Annotated in this window: 2 protein-coding genes; one reads left to right on the top strand and one right to left on the bottom strand. The window is 67.3% G+C overall.

Going from position 1 to position 819, the window contains the following annotated elements; translation table 11 throughout:
• Positions 1 to 76 precede the first annotated feature (76 nt).
• Complete coding sequence (locus FS320_RS47455) at positions 77 to 382, bottom strand: hypothetical protein (protein WP_210252273.1); 306 nt, start codon at positions 380 to 382, stop codon at positions 77 to 79.
• 22 nt (positions 383 to 404) lie between these two features.
• Between FS320_RS47455 and FS320_RS47460 the strand changes: the two genes are divergently transcribed.
• Positions 405 to 819 (top strand): hypothetical protein (locus FS320_RS47460; RefSeq protein WP_210252274.1); only part of this gene is annotated, 415 nt, incomplete at its 3' end.

The following is an 819-nucleotide window of genomic DNA, read 5'->3' on the forward strand; positions in this document are numbered from 1 at the left end:
GCCCCTGACGAAAGTCTGCTGATGTTGACGCCGGCCGGACGGCTCGTCCTGGAGGATCTGCTGTCCGTCCGACCGATCATCGGCTCGTCTCGTCGCTAACCTTCGAGGATTTCTTCTGCGCGGAGGATCGCCGGCCCCCCTTCCGGCTGGCGCCGTTGCCACCGTCCTCGCCCGGCGATCCACCAATAGCGCTCGTCACGACCTCCCCTGCGGCACCGATGGCTGCCGCGGCGATCTCCAGCGGAGCTGCGACGATCTCGGCACCGAGACTGCCGGCGGCCGACACGGCGTTCCGGCCTTCCTGCGTTCCGCCGCCTTGGCCCTGCTCGCTGCTTTGCGGTTTCTCAAGCACATTCGCGACGGCCCTGAGGGCCTCGGCCATCACGGCGCGCGCCTGTGGGGAGGTGAGCGTTGTCTCAAGCGTTGAGAGCCAGGCCATCGGGTTCAGCAGGCTGCCCTGTGAGCGGGATGCGGAGCGGGTCTGCGTCGTGGAGCGGGATCGCGACGTGCCGGAGGTCGAGCGTGCCGCCGTGCGCGATCCTGCGGAGGACCGGGCCTTCGCGGGAACAGCCTGGGACTTCGTGGCAGACCGGGAGCCAGCCATCGCTTTGGGCTGGGCACGCTTGGAAGCGCCGGTCTGCTTCTTCGTGGCAGACCGGGAAGCGGATTTCGACGCCGACCTCTCCGGCGTTTTCCGGCTCCTGCTGGGTTGGGAGGTGTCGTCCTTTTTGGTTCGAGCCATTGTCATTCTCTCATCTGCTGGGGCCGCAAGCCGGCCGTACCGAGGAACAGTGTTCCTCCGTGATGACAATGACGGCG

Source organism: Microvirga tunisiensis, from assembly GCF_009296175.1.
In the GTDB taxonomy this organism is placed as follows: domain Bacteria; phylum Pseudomonadota; class Alphaproteobacteria; order Rhizobiales; family Beijerinckiaceae; genus Microvirga; species Microvirga tunisiensis.

Coding starts and splice junctions, on each gene's coding strand:
- FS320_RS47455 (WP_210252273.1), bottom strand. CDS start 382: ATGGCCGAGGCCCTCAGGGCCGTCGCGAATGTGCTTGAGAAACCGCAA.